The sequence below is a fragment of the Methanothermobacter tenebrarum genome (genome assembly GCF_023167465.1).
GTDB classification, from domain to species: Archaea; Methanobacteriota; Methanobacteria; order Methanobacteriales; family DSM-23052; genus Methanothermobacter_A; species Methanothermobacter_A tenebrarum.
Genome location: NZ_AP025698.1, coordinates 839,047 through 865,763 on the forward strand (window position 1 = coordinate 839,047; position 26,717 = coordinate 865,763).

A 26,717-nucleotide genomic window follows, 5' to 3' on the forward strand; every position below is an offset into this window, starting at 1 on the left:
TTATGATACCATTCCAGTTCAGGGTCGATATCATCTCTGAACTGAAGAGAATAGCCCCCAATGGCGAATTTATCATCCCATCATTCGTAATAGACGAACTCGAAATGATTAAAAGGAAATCCAAGGGGAAGGATAGGATCGCCGCCCGGATAGCCCTCAGATTGGCGAAGAGGGGGCCGTTCAAGATAATAAACCTCCCACTAAGGGAGGGTGAAAGTGTGGACGACGCGCTAATACGCTTATCAGACATCCTCTGCACAAATGATAAAGAACTTAGAAAAAAAGCGCGCAGAAAGGGCGTGCCAGTCATCTACCTTCGACAGAAAAAATATCTAGCCATCAACGGATACATATCATAAGTAATAGTAGGAGGGAGATAATATGAACCTCTGGAAGGATATAAAACCGGGACCATCAATCCCCGAAGTTGTATATGCCATAATCGAGATACCAAAGGGTTCAAGGAACAAATACGAATATGACAAGGACCTAGAAGCCTTCTCACTCGACAGGGTATTATATTCACCATTCTTCTACCCTGCAGATTATGGTATAATACCACAGACACTATACGATGACGGAGACCCCATGGACATCCTCGTACTCATAGACGAGGCCACATTCCCCGGTTGCATCATCGAATCAAGGCCAATAGGACTGATGAAAATGCTTGACAGCGGCGACCAAGACGATAAGATACTAGCAGTACCAGTCAAAGACCCCCACTATAAGGACGTGAATGACATCGGCGATATCCATCCACACATCCTAAAGGAGATAGCCCACTTCTTCAAGGAATACAAGAAACTTGAAGATAAAAACACCGAAATAATCGGATGGGAGAACCGTCAAAAGGCATTAGATGCAGTTATCCACTCAGTGGAATTATACAAAGAAAAATACCTAAAATAAAAATTTAGATAAAAGGGGGATACCTTGTATTATAAAACAAAGATCATAGACACGGTTAGAATACCACCACACCGTTTTGAAGAACCCCTAGAAGAAGTCACATTCGACATACTCAACGAAACCTACGTAGGTAAGATGGATAAGAAACTTGGACAGATGCTCACAGTAACAGACATAGAAGAGATAGGAATAGGGAAAGTCATAATGGGTGACGGGGCCGCCTACCATGAAGTAACATTCAACGCACTCTTCTTCAAACCGGAACTCCAAGAAGTGGTTGAGGGTGAAGTGATAGAGATAACCGAATTCGGCGCATTCGTAAGGATAGGTCCCATGGATGGTCTAGTCCATGTTTCACAGGTTACAGACGATTACATAACATATGATGCCAAAAAACGTGTCCTAGTCGGTAAAGAGACCAACAGGAGGCTCGAAGAAGGCAACCGTGTGAGGGCTAGGATAGTCTCACTAAGCCTTAAAGAGGAAGGAAAGATAAAGATAGGCCTCACCATGAGACAGCCAGGACTTGGAAGGCTTGAATGGATAGAAGAAGAGAAGAGGAAGAGTAAAAAATGACCCTCAAAGCTTGCACTAAGTGTAAGAAGATCACAGAGGAAGAACGCTGCCCAGATTGTGGAGGATTAACATCTACCAATTGGAGTGGAGTGCTCATCATAATCAACCCCGAAAACTCCAGGATAGCCAAGGAACTTGCCATCACCAAACCTGGTGAATATGCTTTAAGGGTCAGATAAAGTGTTAATCCTACCAAGAAAATTAAGGAAAAAATTAAAGGAACCATTCGGGAGACTATACCCATCACCCAAGGAAGCGCCCATACCAAAGGGTGCATTCATAATCTCAGTAGGTGATGTTACAACACACAGACTACTCCAGACAGGTTTAAAACCCCGCCTAGCCATAATAGATAATCGCATTCAGAGAAGAGCCTCAAATTACAGGATCCAATATGATGCCAAAATCCTAAAATGTGAAAACCCACCAGCCACCATAACAGATGAACTCTGGACAAGTATAAAAAAGGCCATAAATTCAGGGGATAATTTCCTTATCATAGTAGATGGTGAAGAGGACCTCGCAGTCTTACCATCGATCATATTAGCACCACCAGATGCCATTATATTATACGGACAACCCAATAAGGGGGTTGTCCTAGTCAAAGCAGAAAAGATGAAAGAAAAAGCAGAAAACCTAATCAGAGAATTTAAGGAGGTAAAAGAGGATGGAGATCAGAATAACCGATGAAAAGGAGAACCCACTCCTTTCAAGGACTGAGATAAAATTCGAATGCCTATATCATGGGGAGCCAACACCAAAAATACTCGAAGTTAAAAAGAAACTAGTCGCAATGCTAAACACTAATAAAGATCTTCTAGTTATAGACACCCTAAAACCATACTTTGGAGAAGGCAAAGCAGAAGGATATGCAAAACTCTACCAAGACAAGAAAGCACTAGAAAAGATCGAACCAAAACATATCATAGAAAAAAACCTAGAAGAGAAAGCGGAAACCGAGGGAGAAGAATGAGCAAATATAAATTATATGAAGTCAAAGAAGACAAGATCAAGAGGAAGAACCCATTCTGTCCCAGATGCTCAAGTGGGGTTTTCATGGCCGACCATGGGGACAGATACGCGTGTGGAAGATGCGGGTACACCCAATGGAAAAACAGGTAGAGGATGGAGGATAATTGAACATTAGAGGTGGCAGACTACAAAAAAAGATGGATGAAGAAGCTGCCAAATTCACATCATCCCTAAAATTTGACCACCACATATTCCACGCTGATATAAAATGTAACATAGCCCACACCAGGATGCTAGCCCAAGAGGGTATAATAGACAAAAAAACAGCCCACAGGATAATAAAAGTCCTAGAAGAACTCGAAAAAGAGGGTATAGAAGCCCTAGATTTAGATCCCTCAGTTGAAGACATCCACATGGCTATAGAAGAATATGTCACAGAAAAAATAGGAGAAGAAGCCGGTTTCATGCACACAGGGAAATCGAGAAACGACCAAGTAGCAACAGACCTCAGACTCGCCCTCAAAGAAAAAATACGAGAAATACAAAAAGAACTACTACACTTCATCAAAGTCCTGGTTAAGATGGCTGAAGACCATAAAGAGACTATCATAGTAGGTTATACGCATCTTCAACATGCCCAGGTCACAACCCTCGCACACCACCTACTCGCATACACCCATGCACTTAAAAGAGACTATGAACGTCTAAAAGACACCTATAGGCGGGTTGATGTTAACCCCCTTGGTTCCGGTGCCTTGACAACAACTAGCTTCCCAATAAACAGAAAACTCACAACGAGACTATTAGGATTTAGTGACTACATGGAAAATTCAATGGATGCTGTAAGTAGCCGGGACTTCATTGCAGAGACCATATTCGATCTCTCAATGATAGCCACGAACCTGAGCAGAATCTGTGAAGAGATAATACTCTGGAGTAGTTACGAATTCCATCTAATAGAATTGGCTGATGAATTCTCATCAACATCATCTATAATGCCCCAGAAGAAAAACCCAGATGTTGCTGAGATAGCCAGGGCCAGGACAGCGAACCTCTACAGCAACCTTATGGGCGTTCTCGGGATCCTAAAGGGTCTACCCTATACCTACAATCGGGATCTCCAAGAGATCACACCCCACCTTTGGGATGCTATGAGAACATGTTACGATATGATCCGTATAGTTAGGAGAATGTTATCAACGGTTAAAATAGACAAGAAAAGAGGTTTTGAACTTGCGGTTTCCAATTTCGCCACGGCAACAGACCTCGCAGATACTATTGTAAAGGAGAAGAAAATCCCCTTCAGGACAGCCCATCAAATCGTTGGACGCCTAATCAACAATCTTATAAGTGAGGGTTTAAGTCCATTAGATGTTGACTCCAATCTACTAGATAAGGTTAGTATGGAGATCATAGGGGAAAAACTCGGATTAGACGATGATATTATAAAGAGGGCTCTTGACCCGCGTGAGAATGTTAAAATGCGGAATGTCCCAGGCGGACCCTCCCCTAGGATGGTGGATGCCTCCATCAAAAGACTGAGAACTTATATTAAAGAAGAGCTTAAATCACTACACTAATCTATATATATCATATTATCTGATTATAGTATATGGTAGCGAAAACAGATCCTCGTGTAATAGGAATCCTTGCAATAATTATAGGCATACTGATGATCATATACCCTTATCTTGTAGGCTACCTTGTAGGTATATTCCTGATTGTCTATGGTATATTAAAGTTCTTTGAATAGGCCCAGGATAAGGGTTAGCGCCTCTCCAGGTTCTAATATTCCGGCGCGTGTCTCCCTCAATATCCTCTGTACTGAGTATCGTCTAAAATGTGGGAATCTCCTGTGAACTTCCCCCAGGAGGGGGCAGCCGAAAACCTGGGATCCTCTGATATTGAATTGAGAGACCACCCCCTTTACTTCTTGTTTAGATGCTGCAAGGAGGGCTGGAAGGTTCAACCTCAAGAGATCATCCACTTGGTTTATAGCCTGGGACGATGTGGGTAGTAAATCGCCGAATATGACAATCCCGATATCATGGTCTCTCGCATAATCTAATATTTTATCATTTATCTTCTTGGAGCATCTTCCACAGGGGTGGAATCTCCCTTCAAGGGCCTCCTTTATAAGATTTGAAAAATCTGCCTCGATATATTCGTGTTTTATCTCCAATGTCCTGGATAGCCTATTTATATTTTCTTTCACATGTCCGGGGAGTATGATACTCCCAGGGTCTACTGTTATGGCTTTCACATTAAAACCAAGGTTTTTTGCGATTATGGTGGAAAAACTGCTGTCAACCCCACCAGATAATGCTACTATAACCTCCCCGTTCAAATCTTCAAGTTTATACTCTAAAAGGTCAAATTCTGGGACTTTCTCCAGTCTTTCCTGGAGAAGACCCTTGAAAACCTCGAGTTGGTCTGGGAATATTCCTTTTTTTATTAGGGATTCTATTTTATCCAATGAAAGTTTCATCCTATATTTTTTCAAGATTAGATCAGTATAAGCTTCAACATGGACTCTGCCAACTCCAAGGGCTTCTCTAAGCCTACCAGCAACCCACCCCCCCTTCCCTATTATAACAGATTTATCCGACCTGTCAGGGGCTACTATGATGAGTTCATTCTTTTCCCTGTTAAAAATGGCCTCTTTTATGTTCACATCAACCCTTTCATGGCCTATTTCTTCTCTAAGTTCTTCTATCATCTTCTTTAAATATGAGGACTCCATATAATATAATAAAGGGATGACAAGTAATAAATAGGATCCCCCTAGAAAAGAAGATACCATGGGTGGTTACCCCATCAAGTTTTACCATAAGGAAGGGTGAAATTGTAATGCCGGATATTAGAAGCCTCCTCTTCGGGGATAGGGAAGAAGAATGGACCCGTAAAAGGGAAACCGAGAATATAATAATAGGTTATGGATATAAGAAATTCAGCAAACCCCCTATTATAGGTAAAAACCCCCTCATAAGATCTAATACAGTCATCTATAATGATGTGACCATCGGTGACAACCTACGCACAGGCCACAATGTATTGATCCGAGAGAAGACAACAATCGGAGACGACGTTCTTATAGGTACTAATACAGTCATAGAAGGCCACTCCAGGATAGGTGATAATGTTAGCATACAATCAAATGTTTATTTGCCGAAAAAAAGTTACATAGAGGATAATGTATTCATAGGGCCATGTGCTTGTTTCACCAATGACAGATACCCTGTAAGGGTAAAATATAAACTCAGAGGCCCCATAATAAGGAAGGGAGCGTCCATAGGTGCTAACACGACCTTCCTCTCGAATATTGAGGTTGGAGAAGGGGCTATAGTAGCCGCGGGTGCTGTTGTCACAAGGAACGTGCCGCCATGGTCCCTTGCCATAGGAGCCCCCGCAAAAATCAAAGCACTACCACCAAAACTTAAAGTACCAAACAGAATCTAAAAAAAGAATATCAGATCACACAAAATAATTATTCAAATTTTAAAAAGACCCCCTCTGCAAAGGAGAAAATGAATCACAGATGAACTATAATGGCGACTATCAAATGCTTGATAAGGGGATCCATCCAGTTTACCTTTTTAGAATACCATCTTGTACAAGTTTAAAATACCGTAAAAAAGAGTTTCCTAATATGATTTCCCCAAAAAGCTTACGAAATTAGCGAAACTTGAAAAATAATCGTTATAAACATTACAGGGTCATTTCCACGATTCAATGGTGAAAACATTTTATGCTATCAGAGTAAGGTTCAAAATTTGAAAGGAGTCATGTACATGATGTTATCCGAGTATACTATGAATCGCGGAAACAATCTTGATAGGAACCTTAATACCGTGGTTCGTCTCCTAACGCCTTAGAAACGCTACCAAGTCCTTGATAATCTGCGACAAGCCCCACAGTATATGGGAGTGTACTTGCAGGAAGCCCCATGCAAAGCGTGAGGACAATTCAACCTCTTGAATATAATCCTATCATCTCTGTTTTTTCGATTATATGCCCATCCATGGCCCTTAAGAGCTCCTCCTTGGATGTTCCGGGTTCAAGGTTAAGGCTCGTGTCCAGGGCATATAATTTGAAGTAGTATCTATGCACGCCAAATGGTGGGCATGGACCACCATATCCTATACGCCCAAAATCGTTAAATCCTTGTTTGATCCCGTTTTCCAACTCTCCAACTTTCTCAACACCCTCTGGGAGACCGTTAAGTTCTGGAGGTATGTTGAATATCAGCCAGTGTGTCCAGGTTTTGGATGGTGCGTCTGGATCATCAGATATTATGGCGAGTGTAACAGTCCCTTCGGGCACATCCTCCCAGGTGAGTGGTGGTGAAACATCTTCACCATCACAGGTATGCTTTTTCGGTATTCTCTCCCCATCATTAAAGGCGCTACTTCTAATCTTCAACGGCTAAACACCCCCAAAATAGTATATTATCTTATTCATGAAATAATTTATCGATGGATCATAAAATAAATGTACCCTCAGATAATAAAATTTTTGTAAAGACGCAAGCCTATCTTAAACTTAAAAGTGTGCTAGAGGATCTGAAGTATAAGAAAGGGAAGATAGTACATGTTATAGGCACTCCTGGTACTGGTAAATCAGCGAACATTTACAAGGCCATAGACGAGCTTGGACTCAGAGTATATGATGTAGAATGCCACCTTAAGAACCTGTCAGCAAACCCACAAGAAGTCCTCAAGAATATAATAGATAATATTAAGGAGTCATTAGATGTTAACGGGGAGGATGAAGCTTATAGGCGCCTTTCAGCCTTTGATGCTGTTCTGTTCGCTGACAGATTCCATGACAGCCACCTCATAAAAGATGATGTTCATGGTTTTAGTGAATGGACCCTGAAATCTAGGAAAACCCCCTACTTTTATCTGCTCTGCATCAAAGAATACCTAAGACACAAGAAAGAGTTCAAGAATCTTAACATCATATTCCAGACAGCATGGAGACTAAAAATAGGAGATAAAAAATATGATATCTTCACAGACATCCCCATAATCTCAAAGATGCTCTCAAAAATCCTAGGAATGATATTCACAGTAGTCAGGATAGAATACACGCCCAAGGAGACTATCAAGATCATTAAGGCACATTTAGACGTTGAAGAGGATAGAATCAAAAAATATATCAGAGTATATGGTTGCAGGCCCCGCTATATACTAGACAAAGTTAGAAAAGTCTAGTAGCCCCCACAGAGAGTATCACTGGTGGTATAGGATGTTAAAAGCTCTTTTAAGGTCAACTAGGATCACCTGGACGGCTAAGAATATCCATATGTATCTTCTCGTCCTTACCTATGCCCACGAGTATAAAACGGCTTTCAGTCCACTGGAATTCCTCTCAGGGCTTCTCATTGTATCAATACTCTGGGGTGGACTCTATTCCCTTAATGATCTTACAGATATTGAAGTTGATAAAAGGGACAGGTTAAAATCTAACAGACCATTCACAGGAGGGGATGTAAGACCAAGGATGGTCCTATTATTTATATCAGCCTTGATAGTATCCTCATTAGCGTTTTCAATCCTTTTAAACCCACTCTTCACTATAATACTCCTTTTAATGGTCTTAAACCAGCTCTTGTATACTCTGCCCCCCTTAAGGTTGAAGGAAACCCCCCTCGCACCATTAAATAGCACAGCAACTAACAATATTCTAAGATTAGCCTCTGCAAGCATACTAGTAGGGGGCCTCCTTATTATCCCAGCCAGTATTTACATTTTAATGTTCACAGCAGGACTGGGAACATATCTCATGTATAAGAAGAAACTTAAAGAAACAACCATAGTATCCATAATATTCTTCTTAATCATATACTATGCGTATAGTAACCGTGATATAAGCCTTTCACAGATCCTAATAGTAATATTACCATCCTTTATGGCCACAATACCACTATATCTCTCCAATATAATGGAAAGAGAGAAGATGATCAAATTAGCGGATATAATCTATCATAGGATGTTATCAGTCTTTTATCTGGCCTGTATAATCATCCTACTCCTCTTAAAATAGCCTTCCAAGTTTTAAGAGGGCCCTTGGGGAAACCTTCACCAATTTTTTAACAAGTTCCGTTGTGCTTATCTTCTCAAATTCCACATCCTTAAAGGCTTCCGCGATTGAGTCAAGTTCATCGTCACTGAGACTTAACATGTAATCCTTCACCTTAAGATACCTATTGATATCTTTACCTATACTCTCATAGGCTAGTTTCTCATATTCACTAAGCCTTTCCTTGGATGTGTCATTATCTTTCATGGCCTTGGCCGCGACCCTACCTGCTAGCATGCTACCCGTCATCCCAGATATTATACCCCCACCCGTGAGTGGGTTGACCTGGCCTGCAGCATCACCCACAACCATCAAACCATCAGTTACTAGCTTTTTTGGCATTCCACCTACCGGGTCCCCGCCTATATTTAATTCAACTGGTTGAGCGTTCCTGGTGGCTGGACAATCTTCCACAAATTCTAGTAGGTGCTCGTATGCGCTCTTATTGGTCCTGGTTGAAAGGACGCCGAGTCCTACGTTAGCTATATCATCCCCCTTCGGGAATATCCAAGCATAACCCCCAGGGGCGACACTCCCGAAATAAAATTCTATGCAATGATTATCCTCCATTTCAACACCAACCATCTCAAATTGTGCTGCTGATTCCATGTCCTTTGGCTTGGTGGCGGTTTTGAGACCAGCCCACCTTGCAACCCTTGATTCGGGTCCGTCAGCTGCTATAATTATACGCGCTTTTATCTGGAATTCTTCCCCCATTGTCTCAAGGTCCACAATGTAACCATCATCTACCCGTTGCAAGCCCCTTGCAAGGGTTTTTATCATGATCCTCGAACCGGCCCTGGCAGCGTCCATTGCCAGGTGCTTGTCAAAGACTTTCCTTTCTAATATGTAACCTGCTTCCGGGAGTTCAACCTTTTCAGATGTTAACCAGACACTGGTACCATTGGGTGATACAAGGCGCACACCCTCTATTTTCCTTGTTATCCACTGGGGGTTGGGTTTTATCCCGAGGGATTCGAGTCCGCCCATGGAAACCCCCTCCGCGCAACGTTTAGGCGCGCCTATCTCAGACTTTTTATCTACTAGGATTACATCACAGCCTCCGAGGGCCGCGTGTTTAGCCGCGGTTGAACCTGCCGGGCCTGCGCCGATTACAAGCACGTCTGTTCTGATCATCTACTATCACTCCTCTGGTTCAAGAGCCCCTATAGGACATACTTGCATACAGAGTCTACAATCTTTACATTCCTTCTTTGAAAATATTATAGATGTCTCCTTAACTTCTATCAAGTTCCTGGGGCATACTCCTGCACATTCTCCGCAATACATGCACCAATCGTTAACCTTCATCCTTTCATCCCCATAGTATGGTTGAGGTTCTAGGATCTTGAGGTGTTCCCGGGTGATGTTCCATCTGGTGATGGTTGGTCGGGGGATGGTGTGCTTGTATCATTTCCCGGATATTGTTGTGTGGGCTGCTGCTGTTGTGTAGGTTGTGTAATGGTTGGTTCATCCGCTGGTTGGTCACTTGAATTATTGGTTATGTTAAGGATTGGGTTTTGTGTTGATGAGAGTCCTAGGGTCCATCCTATTACCAAGCCTATTAGTAGGGCTCCCACGCCCACTATTAACATCTTCTGGTCCACTTTTATCACCTTAATTTAACTTCTTTTTCAAGTATATTAAGTATCTCACCCCTTAGGGTTAGGAAGTCTTTACTTAGTCTGTCTCTTATCCTCTCTATTTCAACTTTAAATGTTCGCAGTATTCTACCAGGTCTTACGCTTAGGACCACTATCCTATCTGCTAGGAATACTGCCTCATCCACGTTATGTGTTACGAATATTATGGTTTCATTTGTTTTCTCCCATATGTATAAAAGTTCTTTTTGTAGTAGGTTTCGTGTTTGTATGTCCAATGCTGCGAATGGTTCGTCCATGAGGAGAAACTTAGGATTATTTGCAAGGGCCCTTACTATTGCAACTCTCTGTTTCATACCCCCTGAAAGTTCATATGGGTATGCGTCCTTGAAATCTTCTAATCCGACCAGTTTAAGGTATTCCATGGCGATTTTTTCCCTTTCACCCTCTTCTAGTCCTTTAAGTTCTAATCCGAAGGTCACGTTCTCGAGTACGGTTCGCCATGGGAAGAGGGTGTATTGTTGGAATACGAATCCCCTATCGGCTCCGGGTCCCTTGACCGGCTTGCCATCGGCGAATACTCTGCCTGTGGTGGGCTCTTCTAGGCCTGCGATTATCCGCAATAGTGTGGTTTTACCGCAACCTGAAGGTCCTACTATGCATAGGAATTCACCATCCTCAACCTGGAGGTTTATATCCTCTAGTATGGGCCTGTCCTTGAATTTCTTCGAAAGCCCCTCTATCTTTAATGGCATCCTCAAACCCCTCACATTAGATGGTTTTACCCCTCCATGGGATGTATTTTTCCTCCACCCTTGAGAGTAGCTGGTCGATGGCGAATCCTATAAGGCCTATGGTGAGCATGCCCACTACGACTTCGCCCGTGTCGAGTAGGCGCATAGCCTCCATGATAAGGTATCCTAGGCCTGATTTGGCTGCTATCATCTCAGCCGCTACTGTGCACATGAATCCTATGCCGAAGCCAACCCTCAAACCTAGTAGTATCCCTGGGGAGGATGCTGGTAACACAACCTTAGTCAGCACCTGTCCTTCGGTGGCTCCTAGTGTGCATGCTGCTTCGATGAGCACCCTTTCCACGCCCTTGACGGCGTCTAGGCTATTTAGGAGTATTGGGAAGAATGATCCTATGAATATTATGAATGCCTCTGCTTTAAGCCCTAGGCCGAACCAGAGGAGGGCGAATGGAACCCATGCCAATGGGGGTATAGGCCTCAATATTTGTATTATCGGGTTGAAAAGCCTCTCCAGGGTCTTGGACCAGCCTATGCCTATTCCTAGTGGTATTGCGATTATAGCTGCTGCGGTGAATCCTGTGACAACCCTTAATAGTGTGCTCATGGCATGTAAAAACAATTCTCCAGTTATTAGCAGGTTGTAGAATGCTACTAGGACCTCATATGGGCTTGGGAGGATATATGATGGTATCAGGTTGGTGAATGTTAATATTGACCAGACTACGATCAGTATCACTGGTATGATTAGTGCTTCGAAGAATTTCTTCAAAATCGTCCACCCTCTTGGTCTTATCCCTTTTATGGTAGGTACTCTAGGTTGAAGATATCATCCCTTTTAAGGTCCTTTTTAATATAGCCCAGTTGTTTTTCTATTTCAACAAACTTCAGGACATTGTCTATAAAGGAACCTGTGGGTACTGCGAGGAATTTCATGTTCTGGAATGCCCTCTTTTCTACTTCAGGGTCTGTCCCAAGGGTTTTGGCTACTATGGATGCTGATTCGTCCTTGTGACTGTTAAGGTATTCGGTGGCCTCTACATGGATCTTTAGGAATTTTCTTAGCTGGTCTGGGTGTTCTTTTATGAATTGGTCTGTGGCTATCACCACACAGCATGGGTGATCCTTCCATATATCCCTGGAATATGCGATGGCGTGCCCGTAACCCTTCTGTTCCGCCATGGAAACATAGGGTTCCCATGCTATGAAACCGTCTATTCTCCCTGCTTCTAGGGCCTTTGGCATTAGTGGGACTTGCATTTCTATGATGTTAACATCTTCTGGGTTTATGCCATGTTCTTTCAGTGCCATCTGTAATAGTACATCTTGTATGCTGCCCTTCATTGGTATTGCTATAGTTTTGCCTTTGAGGTCTTCTATCTTTTGAATGCCTGTATTTTCCCCGACTACTATCCCCGATCCCTCCTGGTTGACTGCCGCGACTATTTTTATGGGCACACCCTTAGCTATCCCGGTGACTGCTGGGGGCGTCCCACAGTAGCCAATGTCTATCTGCCCCGTCGCCGCTGCCTTCACGAGATCTGGTCCCGCGTTGAATTCGATGGTTTCAACCTTTAAACCCTCTTTTTCGTACATTTCTTTTGCCTGTGCTATGAAGAGTGCTGAGTGGTGGTCGTCTTTTAGGTGGCCGACTCTTATAACCCTCTCTTCTGGTCTGGGATATAACGTGTAGGCTGCGCCCACTATCACTAGTATTATTATTGTGGCTATGATCCATTTTCTCTCCACCATTATTATCCCCCTTTTTTGAATCTTTTTTTATAATAGGTTAGACTTTGGGGTTCTTTTTTAACGAGTCTTTCTATGAGTTTTTGATTTTTGAATTCGTTGATTGTCTTTTCTAGTATTTCTATTTTTTCCCGTGCTTCATCGAGTAGTCTTTTGGTTATTTCAGCTCGGTGTTTTAGGCGGTTGTTTTCATCTTCTAGGGCTTGGATGTTTTTAAGTTTGAGGTCTAGTTTTAGAACTTCAAGCTCATTTAATCTTTTGTTTAATCTTTTCTTCTCTTCTCTCAACTCATCTAGTCTCCCCTTATATTCCCATAGTTTTTCTCGGAGGTCTTCTATGATCTTCTCCTTCTCTTTTATTTCCTTTTCTAGTTTTTCTATTTCTTCTTCTATGGATATTCCCCCAGGTTTAGTATCTTTTCTTGTAGGTGAGTTCTTTGAATGTTACTGTGAAGTCTAGGCCTTTCTTGCTTTTGATTGTTAGTTTCCCTCCGAGTTGGTCTATCAGGGACTCTATGAGTTGCCATCCCAGTCCCTTCGATTTTTTTATCTCATCCATTCTCAAGCCTTTACCATCATCCCGGAAGTGTAATCTTAGACCTCCACCAGCTTCTTTTTTTAGTTGGATTTTGGCTCTTGTTGCATTGGCATGTTTTATTGTGTTGGTTAATAGTTCGTTTATTATTAGGCCGATTGGGAGGCTTGTTTCAATATTTAGTGTGATGTCATCGATATCTGTTTCTATGCGGATGTCTGTTGTGTAGGTTTGGATTATCATGGATGTGAGATTTTTTATATAATCTCGTATTTTAACCTTTGCAAGGTCCTCTGATTGATATAAGTGTTCATGTAATAGTGAGATGGATTTTATACGGTCTCTGCTACTTGAGAGTATCCCCTTGGATTTTGGATCCTCTATTTTCCTTTCCTGGATGCCTAGTAGGCTTGAGATGATCTGTAGATTATTCTTGACACGATGGTGTATCTCACGTAGTAGGAGTTCCCTTTCTTTTATATATTCTTTGAGGGGTGTTATATCCTCTATTATCGTGATTATCTCATCTTTTAGTCTGCTGAAATTTATCTTAGCATATAATATGCTCTTATCCCTCCTCCGGATCCTGTATTCCCCAGGAATTGGCCTTGCGATCTTATCCTCAAGGATATCATTGAAGCTTTTACCCTTCAATTCATGGGGCTTGTAACCGAGGATTTTCACCATACTATTACAATCTTGGATTGTGAAATCCTCGTCTAATGATATTATAATGTTCGGGGCCGCTTTAAAAATGCTCATGTATCTTTTTTCGCTTTCTTCAAGTTTCCTGCTCATATGGTAAACTTCTGTGATGTCCTCGCCTGTGATGAGGGCTCCTTTGAATTCTCCCTCTTCATAGAGTAATCTGGCTATGAAATGGATTATTTTCCTGTTACCCTTACATGTTATGATACTACCCGTGAACGCATAACTTTTCTCACCTCTTTTGATGTGATCCAGGTACCTTTTCTCTCTCTTTGGGCGCTCATCGGCTGGTATGAAATTTAGGAACCAATTTTTGCCTTTAACATCTTCTTCGGCGCATTCTAGGATCTCGAGTCCTCTCGGGTTTATGTATCGTATTCTCCCTTTATCATCTAGTAGTATGATAGCCCATGCTGCGATTTCAAGGTATAATTCAGCCTTTCTCTTCTCAGCATTTGCTCTTTTAATAAGTTTTCTGTTCTCCAACAGGCTGCATGATGTCTTCCAATTGTTAAAGATAATATTATAAAGAATGCTATCGCAAAACTCCTAGCTGTTGCGATTTTGAAATTGAATAGTACAAATACAAATAATATAAACAAGAATAAAAGGAAGAAATCTGGGAAATGTTCCACCACCTGGAGACGTTTCTGGGAATATACTGGTCTTTCAAAATCCTCCACCCTAAATTCAATAGTTGAAACTGTCAATAATAGGTAGCTTATTATCCATCCTAGGTCGAGTGGACAGCCAATATAATAGAATCCATAAAAATCGCTATAGGCGAATAAAAGATCACTTAAAAGTAAAACTATTATACCAGCAAGGAACATGCCGACGGAGCGAGACCTTAATGATCCAATCTTATTGATTATAGCATCTACTATAATGAAGAGGATTATAAAATCGCCGAAAACATAACCCGCAGATATTATAACTTCGATTAACGGCCCCCCAGATACTATGATGGGTTTGAGGATGAATATCCATATAATGGTGGCTAAGGAAGCCGATATTATGCAAAAGTCGAGTATCGACTTAATCTTTTCTGTTTTCCTCTCCACGGGGATGGTTAAAAGTCCAAGGCCGAAAATAGGATAAAATGACAAGTACAGGACGTCTGCGATGGAGGGGAACGGGTTTTTGCCCAGGAATTCGAGTATGAGCCACGCCAACTCCCCAAGTCCATTGAAGAAAAGCCCCAAGCCCAATAAGAAAAGGGTGGTATAATATTTTTGATAAACTTTTCTTGAATAGAATCCAATGGAAAAAAATGCAAAGGAAGCCAAGAATCCTGTGACACAGGTTATAATGTTTATGATTGGAATGCGAAACCTGAGGGGTAAGAAGAATGCGGCAAGTGAAAAGAGGAATGCCAAGATAATTATAAAGTAGATATTCTTCTTATCCATGATAAAAATCCCCCAAAGATTATGAGTCATATCCTATCGAGGATTACAAGCCAAGAATGCACCCTTTTAAAGTTTTGTATAATGTGCACTATATAATAGTTTAGGCGATCATAAGGTGGAAGGTTAATGGCGTTAACGATACTCAAAGATATTGTCATAATCTTTGGATTGGCCTTCTTTGTTTTGGTCCTATTCCAGAGGATGAAAATGCCAAGTATCGTTGGATTTTTCATCACTGGGATTATCGCAGGACCCCAAGTACTTGGACTCGTCCAGGATGGAGGGCAGATAAGGTTAATGGCAGAGGCTGGTGTTATACTATTATTATTTGCCATCGGCCTCGAACTTTCAACTGAAAGGTTTGGTGAATTTAAACGGACAGCAATACTCGGGGGCACCCTCCAGATACTCTTAACAATAATCATAGTGTTAATATTATTATTAGAGATCGGATTAGGCTTGAAAAAGGCATTATTCATCGGATTTCTAATTTCACTTAGCAGCTCTGCGGTGGTTTTAAAGATTTTGCAGGATTCTGAACAGTTAGAATCCCCACATGGTATGGTTTCAGCCTCTATATTAATATTCCAGGATCTTGCAGCAGTACCCATGATATTATTGGTACCTGTACTCGCGGGAACCGTCTGGGGGATGGTAAACCTCTTCAACATAATATTAAAGGGTGCTCTCATCATAGCATTCACACTAGTCGCCGCGAAATACCTTGTACCCCGGATTCTACATTTGGCGGCGAAGGCCAAAAGCAGAGAATTATTCCTAGTCACTGTTATATTCATCTGCGCTTCTGTAACATGGATTACAAGCGAAGCCGGATTATCACCAGCCCTAGGAGCGTTCATAGCAGGCTTTATGGTGGCCCAGACAGACTATGCCCACAGAGCCCAGGGTATAATCCTACCATTTGAGGAAGTATTTTTAAGCTTTTTCTTCGTATCCCTTGGGATGCTGATAGACCTCAACTTCCTATTCGCAAACTATGCGCTGATCCTAGCTGCTGTTATCCTTGTTATTATCATCAAATTTTTCATCAATAATATTGTAGGTTTCCTACTCGGATATTCAAGTAGGATCATGGTACTTGCAGCTATAATGTTATCACAAGTGGGTGAATTCTCATTCATAGTATCCGAGGCCGGGCTAAGGTACGGTGTCATAGATAATCTCATGTTTCAGGGCCTGCTTTTGGTTTCCATCATGACAATGGCTTTCACACCATTCATGATAATGGCCTCTCCAAGGATCGCCGAGCACTTCATGAAATTCCCATTACCACGAAAGGTTAAAAGGGGAAGATATTACAAAAAGCCTAGAGAACCCCTCGAGGATCATCTCATAATAGTAGGTGTGGGTTTAACCGGTCGCAAACTGGTGGATATAGCCGAGGAGAACAACATACCATACATTGGAGTTGATATAAACCCAGAGGTTGTTAACAGGATGCGAGAAGAAGGATATAACATATACTATGGGGACGCCACCCATATTAACGTTCTAAGACATTTTAATGTTTCAAAGGCTGCTGCAATGGTGGTGGCCATAACAGATTATGATTCAACAGTCCATGTCGTCCATGAAGCCCGCCACTTAAACCCCCTCATGAAGATAATAGTCCGCATGAGGGGCTTCGAGGACGAAGAGCCACTCTACAGGGCAGGGGCTGATATAGTGATCTCTGAGAAAAAAGAGGCCACGAGGAAGATAGCAGGGGAGATATTCACATGTTACAAGGGCATCTGCGAATTGGAATGATGAACCTAACCCCCAAAAAGACGCCCATCGGAACCATCCACATACTATGGCAAATGAAAGAAAAACCCATCATATTCAAAGTTCTACTACCCGGAAGCCTAGATAATAGATTAAAGATGATAAAAAGGGCCAAGTTACCCTCCAAGAGTGTGAAGATGGAAAACCTCGCATTAAATCTTTGTTCAAAATTCCAAAGGAAGGTCCTATCCGAAGTGTATAAAATACCGGCTGGTTTTGTAAGTACCTATGGGCGCATAGCAGGCAAACTCTCAACGAGCCCAAGGAGCGTGGCCAGGGCGCTGGCCACCAACCCATTCCCCATCATCATACCATGCCATAGGATTGTGAGATCTGACGGGAGCCTCGGAGGATACCAGGCAGGCAAGGCCATGAAAAAAAGACTACTAGAAAGCGAAGGTATAAAATTCAATCAGAACATAATAGACAAAAACAGGATCATATGAGGTGTTGAAAGTTGAGAAAATATCTAATAATCCTCCTAGTAGTGTTGGCTGCCGGTTGCATCTTCAAGGGACATTACGAAGGCCAGGGAATATCCTTCGATTATCCCATGGGATGGGAATGTGGCAAGGTCATGGACCTTCCAGGGGCCCTAATAAGTGTCAACAGTCCCTCAGGTGATGCGCAGGTTATCATATTCAAGGAAAGGGCGAACACAAGCCTCGAGAACAGATACCTAGAATATACCAGGAACCTGCCAGCGAACCTTTCAGGATACTGCTACAGACAAGTATCTAACAGGACCCTAACAGTAGATGGCTCAAAAGCCTATGAACTAGTATATACTATAGGATGCGATCCTACGCAAACAAGCCAACAAACCCGCCTAGTAATCCTCCAAAAAGGAGACTACTTTTATATCATAGCATGTAAAACCGCACCAGGGAACTTCAATAGAGAAAACCCCAACTTTGATATTATCATCAACAGCCTAGCTATACTCTAGTCTATGATGTTGAAAGCTTCCTCTAGGCTCATCCTTGGGGGTGGTGACGGTTTCTCGGCAGGATAACCCAATGGGACTATCGTAACCGGCCTTAATGTAGATGGGATGTCCAGGATTTCGCTTACAAGCCTTTCATCGAAGGCCCCAACCCAACAAGCTCCAAGGCCGAGCTCATGGATTGTGAGCAGCATGTTCTCGACTGCTGCTGCAACATCAAATAGACAATAAAGGTTTCTACCACGTTCACCATAGCCCAGGGCTGATCTTTCAAGATCGGCGCATGCTACAATGACAACCGGGGCCTCTGCTATGAATGATTGCCTATAAGCGGCATTTGCAATCTCATTTTTCAATTGGGGGTTTTTAACTATCAGGAATTTTCTGCTTTGGAGGTTGCCGGCTGATGGAGCCCACCTCGCAGCCTCCATTATCTTCTCAAGATATTCCCTTGGTATATCCCTTTTTTTGAATCTCCTTATACTCCTTCTACCCTTAATAACATCCAAGAGGCTCATGAAAAAACACCACCATACCATTTTATATTTACTATTATATATGAGCTCCCATGTTCACACCTTCAAGCCCACCACACGGTAGGGTTAAATAATATTATCATGATATATTCTTCTTATGATCCAGAGGATACTGGGAAGATTCAAGGAGGATAGAAGATTCAAAGATGCCATTGAACATATTGAGATTATCCCAGCAAAGAAAGCAGAATATGCGAAAGTCGACGGTCTGCCAGAGAATATAACAAGGTACTTTCTAGAAAATGGGATAAAACTCTACCGTCACCAGGCTAGAGCACTAGAAGAGATCCGCCAGGGAATGAATATCATAATAACAACACCCACAGCATCTGGTAAAACATTAGCATTCAATCTCCCAATAATGGAAAAACTAACCCAGGACGAAGATGCCACAGCCCTCTACATTTACCCTGCCAAGGCCCTGTCCAATGACCAATTAAAGGTATTAAAGGAACTAGAATCCGAACTTGGACTCACATTAAACCCCAACGTCTATGATGGGGACACCCCAAGGGATAAGAGGCCATGGATAAGGGCGAATTCCAGGATCATCATAACTAACCCCTACCAGCTTCATCGGATACTACCATGGCACAGACAATGGCGCAGATTCTACAAGAACCTCAAATTTATAGTAGTAGATGAAGCCCACCAGTACAGGGGCGTTTTCGGGTCAAATGTCGCATTCCTCATAAGGAGGCTTAAAAGAATCTGCAAATATTATGGCTCCAACCCACAGTTCATACTTTCAAGCGCAACCCTCGCAAACCCTGAAGAATTCGCCGAGAAACTCGTAGGCGAAAAATTCAAACTAATATCCGAAGATGCATCACCCTCCGGGAGAAAATACTTCATACTCTATAACCCAGCTAGGAAAAAGGATAAACCATCAACACACCAGGAGACAAAGAACATATTAGCATACTTTGTATTCAACAAGTTGCAGAGCCTCTGTTTCACAGTCTCAAGGAGGATGGCCGAATTAATCGCCCGATGGACCAGAGAGGAGCTCGACAAGAAAAAGAAAGAACTCGTGTATCGAGTGACAGCATACCGGGCGGGTTACAGGCCAGAGGACAGAAGAAAAATAGAAGAAGGTCTAAGGAACGGTGAACTGTTAGGTGTTAGCACAACCAACGCACTCGAACTTGGCATAGACATAGGCACCCTAGATACCGTTATAATATCAGGTTACCCTGGGACTATGATATCCACCTGGCAACAGGCGGGCCGCGCAGGTAGAAAAGAGAACGACTCCATAATAATACTTGTAGCATTTGAAAATCCACTGGACCAATACCTTATGAAAAACCCATCATTCATCTTCGAAAAATCCCACGAGAACGCGATAATAGATCTTAAAAACAAGTTCATAGTCTGGAATCAGACGGCCTGCGCCGCCAGTGAACTCCCACTGAACCTTGAAGACTTTTTTGAACATGATTTCAACCTGAAGATAGTTCAGAGAATGCTAAGGGAGGGCGAACTCACAATAACAGACAAGGGCCTTGTATACAATGGTAGGGATCCGCAGTTTAGCTATGGACTCGATCAAATATCAGATGATACCTTCACCGTCATAGAGAATGGTAGGGTCCTTGAGAAAATGGATAGGGGACAGGCTTATCGGGAAGCTCATGAGGGTGCTGTGCTCATAAATCGTGGAGAAACATATACAGTGGATGAATTTAACTTGAATGAGCGCAGGATCCATGTCACGAAAAAGAGCGTGGATTATCATACCCAAGCCCTTAAAAGGATTGACCTTAAAATTATTAAGGTCTTAAGGAAGAGAAAATTTTCAGATTTAAATTTATACCTGGGAGAGGTTGAAGTTACAGAAGACTACTACCTTTATCGTGTCATGGCCTATAGCAAGGTTCTCGGAGCCTTTCCCTTGAATTTACCCCCTTTGAAGTTTAGATCCAAGGCTATATGGTTCACCATACCCAATAAACTAGGAGATCATATAAGGGATAAGTTTGATGAGGAAGCCTTTGGGGGTGGTTTGCATGGGTGTGAACATGCTATCATCTCACTGTTCCCATTACATGTGCTCTGTGATCGCATGGATATTGGGGGCCTGTCAACCGCTCATCATCCAGATACTGGTAAGGCCACCATTTTCGTCTATGACGCTTTTGAGGGTGGTATAGGACTTGCAGAGAAGGCCTTTGCATTATTTGAGGATCTCATCGCTTCAACCTTTGAACTTGTGGATTCTTGTGGTTGTTTTGATGGCTGCCCATCCTGCATATATTCTCCAAGGTGTGGGAATGATAACAAGCCATTGCATAAAGGGGCGACCAGGAGTATACTCGCATACTTGAAGAAGGTGACAAGTAAACCTGCTGTAGATATCCCAGGGAGAGATGATCTTAACTTAGAGGTTGAAAGTGTATACTTTGAGGTTTATTCTCTTTATAGGGATGGTAAGTTCGCCGAGGCTAAGTTGAAACTTCATGATATCCTCGAGGAGAATCCTGGGGATGCTAGGGCTTGGTATCTTATGGGGGCCATCCTTTCAAGGCAGGGTGAAGAGCAGATGGCAGCATACTTTCATGGTAAGACAAGAAAAGAGTAAACTTTCTGATTAACCTATCTACGGGCTGGCTCGGGGGGCTTCCCCGTGGATAAAGTTAAATGTTGTTGCTATTTATAGAATAGCCTCAGATGATTGTTCTTTTAAATGGGGGTTTTTATACTAATCGATATGTATATATATGCATCTCGAGAGAGTTGGAGATAAAGCATAAAAAGGGAGGGACAACAATGAAAAAAACCTTCGCAATTGCCCTAATAATCATAACCCTAATAGCCACATTGGGAATATATCATCTAAGCAATCCTGGAAGAGAAATCCTCAGAATATCCACAACAACAAGCCTTGAAGACACAGGATTGCTTGAAGAACTTGAAGCCCAATTCGAAAAAAAATATCCTAACATCGACGTCCAAATAGTATCAGGTGGAACCGGGATAGCACTAGAACGTGGTAAAAAAGGGGATGCGGACCTTATAATAGTCCATGACAAAAAAAGAGAAGAAGAATTCATAAAAGAAGGATACGGGACGAAAAGATACCCCTTCGCCTACAACTACTTCTACATCCTCGGACCCGCTGATGACCCAGCAGGTATAAACGGAACCCAAAGCGCCACCGAAGCCTTCAACAAGATACTCACAGTAGCAGAAAAGGACCCCCAGCATGTTAAATTCGTATCAAGAGGTGATAATTCAGGGACAAATCTAAAGGAGATAAAAATCTGGGAGAACATAACAGACTACAACTCAACAGTCAGAGGTTCACAATGGTACATTGAAAGTGGAAGCGGCATGGGAGACACCCTCAGACTCGCAGACCAGAAAGGAGCATACACACTCTCAGATTCAGGAACATACCTCGCCTACAAAAACAAGATAACACTAGTCCCCTACATCACCAACGGTTCAGAACTCCTGAACATCTACACAGCAATCCCCATAAACCCAAAAAAGATAAAAAGTGCAAACTATGATGCTGCCATGAAATTCATAGAATTCCTCCTAAGTAAAGAAGGACAAAATATCATAGGAAAATATGGTGAAAACAAATATGGAAAGCCACTATTCACACCACTCTACGGAAAAACAGAACCCTAAAATCCCCCCAAGCGTGCTTATCCCCAAAAAAATATTCTGGTGATATGGCTTGGATGAAATACTACAAGGTATACTAAAAGCATTGGAACTTATCATAACATTAGACCCTGAGGTAGTTGATACAACATCACGTACACTAATGATTTCAATTTCATCAACCTTATTAGCATCACTTATAGCAGTACCCATTGGGGCCATCATACACTTTAAACATTTTAAGGGTAAAAGGGCCATTATAAACATAATCCAGACACTATATAGCATACCAACAGTTTTAATCGGATTACTAGTATTCCTACTAATCTCAAGGTCCGGGCCCTTAGGATCCTTGAACCTTTTATTCACCCCATGGGGTATGATACTCGCCCAGGCTATCTTGATTTTACCCCTAATAATGGGTTTTAGTATAACAGCGCTCAAAGGCGTTGGAGAAGAAATCATAGACCTTGCACGATCCCTTGGAGCCACCGAATATCAAACACTTTTCACCCTAGTTTCTGAGGCGAGATATGGTATAATGGCTGCCATAATCCTAGGTTTTGGCAGGGCAATATCAGAAGTTGGTATAGCTATAATGATTGGTGGGAACATAAGGGGCTACACTAGGGTTATAACAAGTGCAATGGCACTTGAAACATCCAAGGGAAACCTAGAACTTTCAATAGCACTCGGGATAATACTACTTGCCATTTCACTTATAATAAACACCCTTTTAAATTATTTCCAGGAAAAGTGATGGATCATGCTCGAACTACAAGGAATATCAAAGGTATACGAGGAAAAAAAGGTCTTGGAGGATATAAACCTCAAAGTGAGGGCCGGGGAGACGTTAGGTGTCATAGGCCCCACCGGTTCGGGTAAAACAACACTCCTCAAGATTATAGACCTCCTTGAAGAGCCCACCACTGGTAGGATGATATTTGACGGTATAGACGCTTTAAACGTCCCAGCATTCAAAATAAGGCGGAGAATGGGTATGGTATTCCAGGAAACGCCAATACTCAAGGGGACAGTCCATGATAATATCATCTATGGGCCGCGGCTCAGAGGCAGAGAACCCGAAGAAAAGGAGATAAAAAGGGTCATGGAGCTTGTGGAACTTAGAGGATATGAGAATAAGGACGCTCGGGGACTCTCAGGGGGTGAGAAACAGAGACTTGCACTTGCACGTGCACTCATAAACCAACCCGAACTATTACTATTAGATGAGCCCACATCAAACTTGGATCCCATTTCAAAAAAACGGATCGAAGAGGCTATAAAAGAGCTGAAGGGTGAGATTACAATCATATTCACCACCCATGATCTCATCCAAGGACAACATTTAGCTGAAAGGATCGCTATACTAGACAATAGAATAATGCAGATAGGAAAACCATCCGAAGTATTCAAGAGGCCATCTAATAGGTTTGTGGCAGAATTTGTCGGGGCTAAAAACATAATAGGTGGTGAAGCAAGGATAACAAGAGACAAACTTACCATTATAGAATCCGATGACTTGAAGATTTATTCATCTAAGCCAGCTGAGGGTGAGGTGACCGCAATTATAAGACCAGAGGATATAACTGTTTCATGGGAGCCTAGAGATTCAAGTGCACTTAATCAGCTTAGAGGCGAAGTTGTAAGATTTGAAGAGAGGGGTCCGCTTTTCCAAGTTCAAGTGGAATGTGGTGATGAAATATTCACCATCTATATGACCCGGAAATCCTTTCATGACATGAAAATAAGTATAGGTTCCATTGTCTGGATAGAATTTAAGGCTTTAGCTGTCCATATAATCCGATGAAATCAAACTTTTGGGGGTCATTTTCTTGCATCCTGGCTCTACAAAGATGAAACACCAAATTACATGCAATCACCGATGATACTACAAATAGGAAGTGAAAAATGGATAACCGGTGAAGAATTAGATTACATCATATCAGGAGCGGCTGGAACACCAATATCATACCTAAGATCAATACCAGATCGTCAACTTTCAGATTTGGTGCCCGCTGTCCCTGGCACTCCTGGTGTTCCAGGCACTCCGGGTTCTCCTGGTGTTCCGGGCGCTCCAGGCACTCCGGGCGTTCCAGGGTTGCCTGGTGTTTCTCCTGGTTTCGTGGGTTCTTTTGTAGGTGCTGTTTCAGGTTCTGGTGGGGTGGCTGCTGCTTCTCCTGGTCGAGGAAGTGGGCATGGTAGGGCTTATGAGGTTACGAGGGCTTCTAGTGGTGGTTCAGCTGGTAGTGGATGGTATGTTTATGGTGTCATAGGGGGTCTGTTGTTGATCGGCCTTGCAGCCTTCGGATTCCTCAGAGGCGGCTTCAAAACCTAAACCCACCCCCCCATTTTATTATTTTCCCCCTTTTTTGGTTATCTCATTTAACGCTACTTTTATAGGGCTTCTGCCAGGCTTTTGGATGTTATTTGATGTTCCTATTGAGGGTACCTAAATATAAACTTGATAGTGTGGCATGTGGGGAAAGGTTAAATTCTTATGATTGCAGCGCCGACTAAGCCTTTTTCAAACGGACCCTATAATATCTTGGATATTATCCAGGGGGAGACCCCAAAAAAGATTATAGGAGAAGGAAATTTCCACATTGGGGGGGTGGCTGGGGGGCGCCGTCCTTATGGGAGTAGAAGAGCCCCTGATTAATATGGGTTTTAATTCTCTCATGGATGGGAATTTGGATTTTTATAAAGAATGGATGGAAAATTGATCCTCCTATTGAAAGTTAGGTGTTAGTTTAATCGGTGGCTAGGAATCGTCTTGGGTCTGTGTCAATATCAACTAGGACTGGTTCATCATAATTAAGGGCCTCGTCAACCACTTTTTCAAGTTCCAGTGGATCATCTGCTTTGATTCCTATGCCTCCACAGTCTTCTGCGAAGCCTGCGAACTCGCAGTCTTGGAGTTCTGTTTGCCATATGGGATAATTTTCAACTTTCTGTTCTTGCATTATCATGGCCAGGTTTTTATTGTTGAATAAGAACACTTTTATGGGTAGATCATATTTTATGGCTGTCAGGAAGTCGCCCATTACCATCGAGAAACCCCCGTCACCGGTTATGCATGCAACTTGCCTTTCTGGGTGTTCGAGTTGGGCTACGAGGGCTGCTGGCAGGCCGAATCCCATGGATCCGAGGTAACCTGAGAATAATACGCGTTGTGTGCTTTTCATTTGGAAGTTGCGTCCGAACCACCACCCATTCTCGCCAACATCTAAGGTTATTATGGCATCCTCGTCCAGTTTTCTGTTCAAGACGCTTATGATGTATTGGGGTCTTATAGGGGTGCTTTTAGGGTCTGCTTCTGCTTTGAGCGGTCTTAGCCAGCGCCTTTTAAGTTTGCCCATCCTTTCCCTGTAATCCACCCTTTCATGCTTTTTTACAAGTTTGAGGATCCTTGGGATCACGATCGCTGATCTGCCGATTATACCCGCCTCTACTGGGTATCTTCTCGCTATCATCATGGGGTCGATATCCACTTGTATCATCCTTTTCTCGGGTATCTGTGTAAGGTCAGAGAAGGATGAACCTATGACTATTAAAAGGTCGGAGTCTCTGACGAGTTCCGCAGCGGCTGTGGATCCTATGGTCCCATGACTACCCATATATAAGGGGTGGTCCTCATCAACTACGCCCTTTCCCCTGAATGTTGTTACAATTGGTGCATCTATTTTCTCAGCCAATTTTACAATATATTCCCTTGCTTCTAGGCCCCCGAAACCTACAATTATAACAGGCCTTTTTGAAGTGTTGATAATCTCAACTGCCCCTTTGAGGTATTTCTCGTCTGTTGTTATGCTCCTGTTTGGGATATTGTCCCTGAATGGTTTTATTTTCTCGTCACATTCTAGGCTTTGTATGTCCCTTGGAATGTCTATATGGGCGACTCCCCCAAGTAGTAGGGCATGTTTTATCGCGGCCGTGACAAGGTTGGTGATCTGGTCGGGGGATATAAGTGTCATATTAAATACTGAGAATGGTTCGAAGAATGCATGCTGGTCTATTTCCTGGCTTGCACCTGTACCTATCCTGTTTCTTTCAACTTGTCCCGTGATTGCGAGTACAGGGGCCCTGTCAAGTTTGGCATCATATAAGCCTGTTGCAAGGTTTGTTGCGCCGGGTCCTGCGACTGTAAGGCATGCTGCGATATGTCCTGTGAGTTTGGCGTAGGCTGATGCCATGAAAGCGGCTGTCTGTTCATGTCTTACTTGTATGTAGCGTATATTCTCGTTTTTTCTTATGGAATCTACTAGACCGAGTGCTGATGTCCCGGGGATCCCGAAGACGTATTTCACACCCCATTCTATCATCTGGGCGATGAAAACATCAGCAACCGTATTCGAAACTGGTTTAACACCCTTCCTTGGGGTGAGTTTCACAAAGAGACTCTTTGGGGCGTTACAGACAGGACATCTCCACCCTTCTGGGAGTTCTGAAAACTTTCTCTTTTCCTCTTTTTCACTATAAACATAATTACATACTGTACATCTATATTCAGCCATCAAAAACGCCAA

General features: G+C 42.6%; 33 protein-coding genes. 20 read left to right on the top strand and 13 right to left on the bottom strand.

The window, feature by feature from the left end; translation table 11 throughout:
* Positions 1-2 precede the first annotated feature (2 nt).
* The 9 genes from MTTB_RS04640 to MTTB_RS04680 are packed head-to-tail and all read left to right on the top strand — an operon-like array spanning position 3 to position 4,213.
* On the top strand, positions 3-359 hold the full coding sequence (locus MTTB_RS04640) for a type II toxin-antitoxin system VapC family toxin (RefSeq protein WP_248563872.1): 357 nt from the start codon (positions 3-5) through the stop codon (positions 357-359).
* A gap of 22 nt (positions 360-381) precedes the next feature.
* The gene (locus tag MTTB_RS04645) at positions 382-912 is read left to right on the top strand and encodes an inorganic diphosphatase (protein WP_248563873.1); all 531 of its coding nucleotides are present in this window, start codon (positions 382-384) and stop codon (positions 910-912) included.
* A gap of 24 nt (positions 913-936) precedes the next feature.
* Positions 937-1,488, top strand: coding sequence for a DNA-directed RNA polymerase (rpoE, locus tag MTTB_RS04650; RefSeq protein WP_248563874.1), 552 nt, complete (start codon positions 937-939; stop codon positions 1,486-1,488).
* Complete coding sequence (spt4, locus tag MTTB_RS04655) at positions 1,485-1,667, top strand: transcription elongation factor subunit Spt4 (protein ID WP_248563875.1); 183 nt, start codon at positions 1,485-1,487, stop codon at positions 1,665-1,667. Before rpoE ends, spt4 begins: the two co-directional genes overlap by 4 nt.
* A 1-nt stretch (position 1,668) precedes the next feature.
* The gene (locus MTTB_RS04660) at positions 1,669-2,178 is read left to right on the top strand and encodes a GTP-dependent dephospho-CoA kinase family protein (RefSeq protein ID WP_248563876.1); all 510 of its coding nucleotides are present in this window, start codon (positions 1,669-1,671) and stop codon (positions 2,176-2,178) included.
* A complete protein-coding gene (locus MTTB_RS04665; protein WP_248563877.1) occupies positions 2,156-2,461 on the top strand; it encodes a 30S ribosomal protein S24e in 306 nt (101 codons plus the stop codon). The genes MTTB_RS04660 and MTTB_RS04665 overlap by 23 nt, the downstream gene beginning before the upstream one ends.
* Complete coding sequence (locus tag MTTB_RS04670; RefSeq protein WP_248563878.1) at positions 2,458-2,610, top strand: 30S ribosomal protein S27ae; 153 nt, start codon at positions 2,458-2,460, stop codon at positions 2,608-2,610. The genes MTTB_RS04665 and MTTB_RS04670 overlap by 4 nt, the downstream gene beginning before the upstream one ends.
* A gap of 14 nt (positions 2,611-2,624) precedes the next feature.
* A complete protein-coding gene (argH, locus tag MTTB_RS04675; RefSeq protein WP_248563879.1) occupies positions 2,625-4,040 on the top strand; it encodes an argininosuccinate lyase in 1,416 nt (471 codons plus the stop codon).
* A 32-nt stretch (positions 4,041-4,072) separates the two neighbouring features.
* Positions 4,073-4,213 carry a DUF3096 domain-containing protein gene (locus MTTB_RS04680; RefSeq protein WP_248563880.1) on the top strand — a complete coding sequence of 47 codons (141 nt, stop codon included), beginning with the start codon at positions 4,073-4,075 and terminating at the stop codon, positions 4,211-4,213.
* On the opposite strand, the gene MTTB_RS04685 is transcribed toward MTTB_RS04680, so the two are convergent.
* Complete coding sequence (locus MTTB_RS04685; RefSeq protein ID WP_248563881.1) at positions 4,196-5,203, bottom strand: 7-cyano-7-deazaguanine synthase; 1,008 nt, start codon at positions 5,201-5,203, stop codon at positions 4,196-4,198. The genes MTTB_RS04680 and MTTB_RS04685 overlap by 18 nt on opposite strands.
* 107 nt (positions 5,204-5,310) lie before the next feature.
* Here MTTB_RS04685 and MTTB_RS04690 point away from each other — a divergent pair, with 107 nt between their 5' ends.
* Entirely contained in the window at positions 5,311-5,919 is a 609-nt protein-coding gene (locus MTTB_RS04690; RefSeq protein WP_248563882.1) for an acyltransferase, read from the top strand.
* Positions 5,920-6,426: 507 nt separating this feature from the next.
* Here MTTB_RS04690 and MTTB_RS04695 read toward each other — a convergent pair.
* Positions 6,427-6,882 carry a YbhB/YbcL family Raf kinase inhibitor-like protein gene (locus tag MTTB_RS04695; protein WP_248563883.1) on the bottom strand — a complete coding sequence of 152 codons (456 nt, stop codon included), beginning with the start codon at positions 6,880-6,882 and terminating at the stop codon, positions 6,427-6,429.
* A 53-nt stretch (positions 6,883-6,935) separates the two neighbouring features.
* Between MTTB_RS04695 and MTTB_RS04700 the strand changes: the two genes are divergently transcribed.
* Positions 6,936-7,676, top strand: a complete 741-nt coding sequence (locus tag MTTB_RS04700) for an ATP-binding protein (protein ID WP_248563884.1) — start codon at positions 6,936-6,938, stop codon at positions 7,674-7,676.
* Positions 7,677-7,710: 34 nt separating this feature from the next.
* Positions 7,711-8,508, top strand: coding sequence for a UbiA family prenyltransferase (locus MTTB_RS04705; RefSeq protein WP_248563885.1), 798 nt, complete (start codon positions 7,711-7,713; stop codon positions 8,506-8,508).
* Here MTTB_RS04705 and MTTB_RS04710 read toward each other — a convergent pair.
* From MTTB_RS04710 to MTTB_RS04750, 9 genes are all read right to left on the bottom strand, one after another.
* Entirely contained in the window at positions 8,500-9,681 is a 1,182-nt protein-coding gene (locus tag MTTB_RS04710) for an NAD(P)/FAD-dependent oxidoreductase (RefSeq protein ID WP_248563886.1), read from the bottom strand. The two genes, MTTB_RS04705 and MTTB_RS04710, sit on opposite strands and share 9 nt — an antisense overlap.
* Positions 9,682-9,687: 6 nt before the next feature.
* The gene (locus tag MTTB_RS04715; RefSeq protein WP_248563887.1) at positions 9,688-9,855 is read right to left on the bottom strand and encodes a 4Fe-4S binding protein; all 168 of its coding nucleotides are present in this window, start codon (positions 9,853-9,855) and stop codon (positions 9,688-9,690) included.
* A gap of 29 nt (positions 9,856-9,884) precedes the next feature.
* Positions 9,885-10,151 carry a hypothetical protein gene (locus tag MTTB_RS04720; RefSeq protein ID WP_248563888.1) on the bottom strand — a complete coding sequence of 89 codons (267 nt, stop codon included), beginning with the start codon at positions 10,149-10,151 and terminating at the stop codon, positions 9,885-9,887.
* A 5-nt stretch (positions 10,152-10,156) separates the two neighbouring features.
* Positions 10,157-10,900: an ABC transporter ATP-binding protein gene (locus MTTB_RS04725; protein ID WP_248563889.1), complete on the bottom strand. Its 744-nt coding sequence runs from the start codon at positions 10,898-10,900 to the stop codon at positions 10,157-10,159.
* 16 nt (positions 10,901-10,916) lie between these two features.
* Positions 10,917-11,669 (bottom strand): ABC transporter permease, encoded by a 753-nt coding sequence (locus tag MTTB_RS04730; RefSeq protein WP_248563890.1) that lies wholly within the window; start codon positions 11,667-11,669, stop codon positions 10,917-10,919.
* Between the two features lie 29 nt (positions 11,670-11,698).
* On the bottom strand, positions 11,699-12,649 hold the full coding sequence (locus tag MTTB_RS04735; protein WP_248563891.1) for an ABC transporter substrate-binding protein: 951 nt from the start codon (positions 12,647-12,649) through the stop codon (positions 11,699-11,701).
* Positions 12,650-12,651: 2 nt separating this feature from the next.
* Entirely contained in the window at positions 12,652-12,933 is a 282-nt protein-coding gene (locus MTTB_RS04740; protein ID WP_248563892.1) for a hypothetical protein, read from the bottom strand.
* A 121-nt stretch (positions 12,934-13,054) separates the two neighbouring features.
* Positions 13,055-14,374, bottom strand: a complete 1,320-nt coding sequence (locus MTTB_RS04745; protein ID WP_248563893.1) for a PAS domain-containing sensor histidine kinase — start codon at positions 14,372-14,374, stop codon at positions 13,055-13,057.
* Positions 14,281-15,300 (bottom strand): hypothetical protein, encoded by a 1,020-nt coding sequence (locus MTTB_RS04750; RefSeq protein WP_248563894.1) that lies wholly within the window; start codon positions 15,298-15,300, stop codon positions 14,281-14,283. The genes MTTB_RS04745 and MTTB_RS04750 overlap by 94 nt, the downstream gene beginning before the upstream one ends.
* 126 nt (positions 15,301-15,426) lie before the next feature.
* Between MTTB_RS04750 and MTTB_RS04755 the strand changes: the two genes are divergently transcribed.
* Genes MTTB_RS04755 through MTTB_RS04765 form a run of 3 tightly spaced genes read left to right on the top strand, consistent with a single transcriptional unit; the run spans position 15,427 to position 18,037 of the window.
* On the top strand, positions 15,427-17,070 hold the full coding sequence (locus MTTB_RS04755; RefSeq protein WP_248563895.1) for a cation:proton antiporter: 1,644 nt from the start codon (positions 15,427-15,429) through the stop codon (positions 17,068-17,070).
* Complete coding sequence (locus MTTB_RS04760) at positions 17,040-17,534, top strand: MGMT family protein (protein ID WP_248563896.1); 495 nt, start codon at positions 17,040-17,042, stop codon at positions 17,532-17,534. Before MTTB_RS04755 ends, MTTB_RS04760 begins: the two co-directional genes overlap by 31 nt.
* Positions 17,535-17,545: 11 nt before the next feature.
* Positions 17,546-18,037: a PsbP-related protein gene (locus MTTB_RS04765; RefSeq protein WP_248563897.1), complete on the top strand. Its 492-nt coding sequence runs from the start codon at positions 17,546-17,548 to the stop codon at positions 18,035-18,037.
* Here the strand turns inward: MTTB_RS04765 and MTTB_RS04770 are convergent.
* Positions 18,034-18,552, bottom strand: coding sequence for a nitroreductase family protein (locus MTTB_RS04770; protein ID WP_248563898.1), 519 nt, complete (start codon positions 18,550-18,552; stop codon positions 18,034-18,036). The genes MTTB_RS04765 and MTTB_RS04770 overlap by 4 nt on opposite strands.
* Positions 18,553-18,667: 115 nt before the next feature.
* Here MTTB_RS04770 and MTTB_RS04775 point away from each other — a divergent pair, with 115 nt between their 5' ends.
* From MTTB_RS04775 to MTTB_RS04795, 5 genes are all read left to right on the top strand, one after another.
* A complete protein-coding gene (locus MTTB_RS04775) occupies positions 18,668-21,154 on the top strand; it encodes a DEAD/DEAH box helicase (protein ID WP_248563899.1) in 2,487 nt (828 codons plus the stop codon).
* 188 nt (positions 21,155-21,342) lie between these two features.
* Positions 21,343-22,212, top strand: a complete 870-nt coding sequence (locus MTTB_RS04780) for an ABC transporter substrate-binding protein (protein ID WP_248563900.1) — start codon at positions 21,343-21,345, stop codon at positions 22,210-22,212.
* Between the two features lie 49 nt (positions 22,213-22,261).
* Positions 22,262-22,948, top strand: coding sequence for an ABC transporter permease (locus tag MTTB_RS04785; protein WP_248563901.1), 687 nt, complete (start codon positions 22,262-22,264; stop codon positions 22,946-22,948).
* Positions 22,949-22,954: 6 nt separating this feature from the next.
* Positions 22,955-23,998: an ABC transporter ATP-binding protein gene (locus MTTB_RS04790; RefSeq protein WP_248563902.1), complete on the top strand. Its 1,044-nt coding sequence runs from the start codon at positions 22,955-22,957 to the stop codon at positions 23,996-23,998.
* Positions 23,999-24,061: 63 nt separating this feature from the next.
* Positions 24,062-24,526: a hypothetical protein gene (locus MTTB_RS04795; RefSeq protein ID WP_248565335.1), complete on the top strand. Its 465-nt coding sequence runs from the start codon at positions 24,062-24,064 to the stop codon at positions 24,524-24,526.
* 415 nt (positions 24,527-24,941) lie between these two features.
* On the opposite strand, the gene MTTB_RS04800 is transcribed toward MTTB_RS04795, so the two are convergent.
* Positions 24,942-26,705 carry a thiamine pyrophosphate-binding protein gene (locus tag MTTB_RS04800; RefSeq protein WP_248563903.1) on the bottom strand — a complete coding sequence of 588 codons (1,764 nt, stop codon included), beginning with the start codon at positions 26,703-26,705 and terminating at the stop codon, positions 24,942-24,944.
* Between the last annotated feature and the right edge of the window lie 12 nt (positions 26,706-26,717).

Coding starts and splice junctions, on each gene's coding strand:
- MTTB_RS04640 (WP_248563872.1), top strand. CDS start 3: ATGATACCATTCCAGTTCAGGGTCGATATCATCTCTGAACTGAAGAGA.
- MTTB_RS04645 (WP_248563873.1), top strand. CDS start 382: ATGAACCTCTGGAAGGATATAAAACCGGGACCATCAATCCCCGAAGTT.
- spt4 (WP_248563875.1), top strand. CDS start 1,485: ATGACCCTCAAAGCTTGCACTAAGTGTAAGAAGATCACAGAGGAAGAA.
- MTTB_RS04665 (WP_248563877.1), top strand. CDS start 2,156: ATGGAGATCAGAATAACCGATGAAAAGGAGAACCCACTCCTTTCAAGG.
- MTTB_RS04670 (WP_248563878.1), top strand. CDS start 2,458: ATGAGCAAATATAAATTATATGAAGTCAAAGAAGACAAGATCAAGAGG.
- MTTB_RS04680 (WP_248563880.1), top strand. CDS start 4,073: ATGGTAGCGAAAACAGATCCTCGTGTAATAGGAATCCTTGCAATAATT.
- MTTB_RS04685 (WP_248563881.1), bottom strand. CDS start 5,203: ATGGAGTCCTCATATTTAAAGAAGATGATAGAAGAACTTAGAGAAGAA.
- MTTB_RS04690 (WP_248563882.1), top strand. CDS start 5,311: ATGCCGGATATTAGAAGCCTCCTCTTCGGGGATAGGGAAGAAGAATGG.
- MTTB_RS04700 (WP_248563884.1), top strand. CDS start 6,936: ATGGATCATAAAATAAATGTACCCTCAGATAATAAAATTTTTGTAAAG.
- MTTB_RS04705 (WP_248563885.1), top strand. CDS start 7,711: ATGTTAAAAGCTCTTTTAAGGTCAACTAGGATCACCTGGACGGCTAAG.
- MTTB_RS04710 (WP_248563886.1), bottom strand. CDS start 9,681: ATGATCAGAACAGACGTGCTTGTAATCGGCGCAGGCCCGGCAGGTTCA.
- MTTB_RS04715 (WP_248563887.1), bottom strand. CDS start 9,855: ATGAAGGTTAACGATTGGTGCATGTATTGCGGAGAATGTGCAGGAGTA.
- MTTB_RS04725 (WP_248563889.1), bottom strand. CDS start 10,900: ATGCCATTAAAGATAGAGGGGCTTTCGAAGAAATTCAAGGACAGGCCC.
- MTTB_RS04735 (WP_248563891.1), bottom strand. CDS start 12,649: ATGGTGGAGAGAAAATGGATCATAGCCACAATAATAATACTAGTGATA.
- MTTB_RS04750 (WP_248563894.1), bottom strand. CDS start 15,300: ATGGATAAGAAGAATATCTACTTTATAATTATCTTGGCATTCCTCTTT.
- MTTB_RS04755 (WP_248563895.1), top strand. CDS start 15,427: ATGGCGTTAACGATACTCAAAGATATTGTCATAATCTTTGGATTGGCC.
- MTTB_RS04760 (WP_248563896.1), top strand. CDS start 17,040: ATGTTACAAGGGCATCTGCGAATTGGAATGATGAACCTAACCCCCAAA.
- MTTB_RS04770 (WP_248563898.1), bottom strand. CDS start 18,552: ATGAGCCTCTTGGATGTTATTAAGGGTAGAAGGAGTATAAGGAGATTC.
- MTTB_RS04775 (WP_248563899.1), top strand. CDS start 18,668: ATGATCCAGAGGATACTGGGAAGATTCAAGGAGGATAGAAGATTCAAA.
- MTTB_RS04780 (WP_248563900.1), top strand. CDS start 21,343: ATGAAAAAAACCTTCGCAATTGCCCTAATAATCATAACCCTAATAGCC.
- MTTB_RS04790 (WP_248563902.1), top strand. CDS start 22,955: ATGCTCGAACTACAAGGAATATCAAAGGTATACGAGGAAAAAAAGGTC.
- MTTB_RS04795 (WP_248565335.1), top strand. CDS start 24,062: ATGCAATCACCGATGATACTACAAATAGGAAGTGAAAAATGGATAACC.
- MTTB_RS04800 (WP_248563903.1), bottom strand. CDS start 26,705: ATGGCTGAATATAGATGTACAGTATGTAATTATGTTTATAGTGAAAAA.